Source organism: Vibrio sp. V43_P6S15P86, assembly GCF_009904725.1.
Taxonomy (GTDB): domain Bacteria; phylum Pseudomonadota; class Gammaproteobacteria; order Enterobacterales; family Vibrionaceae; genus Vibrio; species Vibrio diabolicus.
Window position 1 is genome coordinate 1 of record NZ_WXWT01000376.1, and the last position, 2,035, is coordinate 2,035.

Annotated in this window: 2 protein-coding genes; both read left to right on the forward strand. The window is 40.3% G+C overall.

Going from position 1 to position 2,035, the window contains the following annotated elements:
* The first annotated feature begins 320 nt into the window (after positions 1–320).
* Complete coding sequence (gene rnk / locus CAG69_RS17100; protein ID WP_005394604.1) at positions 321–728, forward strand: nucleoside diphosphate kinase regulator; 408 nt, start codon at positions 321–323, stop codon at positions 726–728.
* Between the two features lie 238 nt (positions 729–966).
* The gene (locus tag CAG69_RS17105) at positions 967–1,926 is read left to right on the forward strand and encodes a diguanylate cyclase domain-containing protein (protein ID WP_161445324.1); all 960 of its coding nucleotides are present in this window, start codon (positions 967–969) and stop codon (positions 1,924–1,926) included.
* The last annotated feature ends 109 nt before the right edge of the window (positions 1,927–2,035 follow it).

Sequence of the window (2,035 nt, forward strand, 5' to 3'; positions counted from 1 at the left end):
GCTATACAGTTTTGGCTTTTACAGAAGGGCAATGATTGTCGAGTTAAACCACGCTAACGATAAACCCTGCTTTGTTTAAAAACAAAGCATTCGTTTTAACCTAGCCGTTTCAAGGCTATTAAAGGTGAACAACTGAAGTGACTGAAAGTTTTAGAAAAATCAAGTCTCACAACAAAAATCTTTTACTAGCTAAGTCGCACTATAAAGACTAGAATCTGATTTAGTTCATATGGAATAAAATCCATATGATTGATACCGTAATTGACATATAGAGTGCCGTCCCATGTTTGTGAGGCGGCCTTTTATTTGGGAGTCATAAAATGTCAGAAAACAATTCTATCTACATTTCAAGCTTAGATATGAACCGAATCACGGCTTTGTTGGATAAAATGCCAAACATCGCGGCGGAGCTTGTTGAGCTAGAAGCAGAGCTAGACCGTGCGACGGTTCTTGAGCCAGAACAAATGCCAGATAATGTGGTCACGATGAACTCAACTGTAGAGTTTAAATTTGCAGGTGAAGATAGAACCATGACAAAGACACTGGTTTACCCATCTGAGCTGAAAAGCAGTGATGATATTTCCATTTTTGCGCCCGTAGGCAGCGCACTGATCGGTTTGTCTGTTGGTCAAAAACTTGAATGGCCAATGCCAAATAATCAAGTGAAGACAATTGAAATTGTCGATATCACCTACCAGCCTGAGCGTTGTGGTGCACTAAACCGCTAACCCTCAGTAGTCCCGGTGCAAAGGCCTCATTTATGACTTTGCACCAGGAGAGCCCCTCGCTTATCCCCTATTTCCTTCTTTGTTTTTCCAAGCATTTACTTTGCTGCTCTTAAGTAACATCACCGATTCTTTATTATTTACCGTATATTCAATACCTATATCTCCAAGCTCAATCATAGAAATTGCAAAGTATTTTTCGTATATTGTCGCTCCGAAAACGACGTAAATTATGCGCAAAATGGAAGAATATCTAACTCGAATTGCCGTCTTAGAAAAAGAAAATGAAGAGCTGAAGCGGAGGAATGCGCGACTACAAGAAAAGTTGAATGCTGCACTCGACAGTAATGGACTGTGTTTGTGGGAGCAGCATATTCCTTCGGGTACTTTGACGATATTCAATATGCAGTGGGGCAAAATGCTAGGTTATCAGCCCCATGAGTTAACCGCGACGGTTGAAACATGGAAAAACAATCTCCACCCTGAAGATTACGATCTTGCGGTGGGTGCATTTGAAGATCACCTAGCAGGCAAGACCGACCTTTATGAGGTAGTGCATCGCATGATTCATAAAGACGGCAGTGATAGCTGGGTCTACGATCGAGGGCCCATCGTCGAGTATGGTTCTGATGGCGAACCACTACGGATGATGGGTACTCATATCGATATTACAAAAGAAAAGCGTTATGAGCAGCAACTGACCAAGTTGGCTTCGAGTGATCCATTGACTGGATTGTTAAATAGAAAAGCAATTGAGGAAAACTTTAATCATCAACCTCAAACCGAACCGTCTCAGCAGTCTGCTTTAGTGTTTGTTGATATAGATAATTTTAAAGCAGTTAACGACCAGCTAGGCCATCATACTGGCGACACCCTCCTCATCAATATCGCCAATAGCTTAACAGAGCTTGCGTCAAGCAAGTCTCAAGTTGGACGCATAGGAGGCGATGAATTTGTTATCTTAAACTGGCATTCAAGTCGAGAGGAAATATCCCAACTTTGCAATCAACTCTTAGATTCAATCATTCCAGCGATAAATCAAGACTTACATAAAGTAACGATAGGAATGAGTATCGGTGTTTGTCTCTTTAACAAAGGAAAGCAACCGTTTAATGACGTGTATCAAAAAGCCGATCACGCAATGTATGAGATAAAGAAAAATGGCAAAAATGGAGTACAATTTTTCAACTTAAAAAGTTGATATCTCTCGATAAATCATCATGTTATGAAATCAGTCATTTGCTACAACTTGAACTAACTAAAGATAAATTCTTTATATCTAAGCCAGTTACCGAAATTACCCCTAGGTA

Bases quoted from the DNA above. Each gene is read 5' to 3' on its own strand.
- CAG69_RS17105 (WP_161445324.1), top strand. From the start codon at position 967: ATGGAAGAATATCTAACTCGAATTGCCGTCTTAGAAAAAGAAAATGAA.
- rnk (WP_005394604.1), top strand. From the start codon at position 321: ATGTCAGAAAACAATTCTATCTACATTTCAAGCTTAGATATGAACCGA.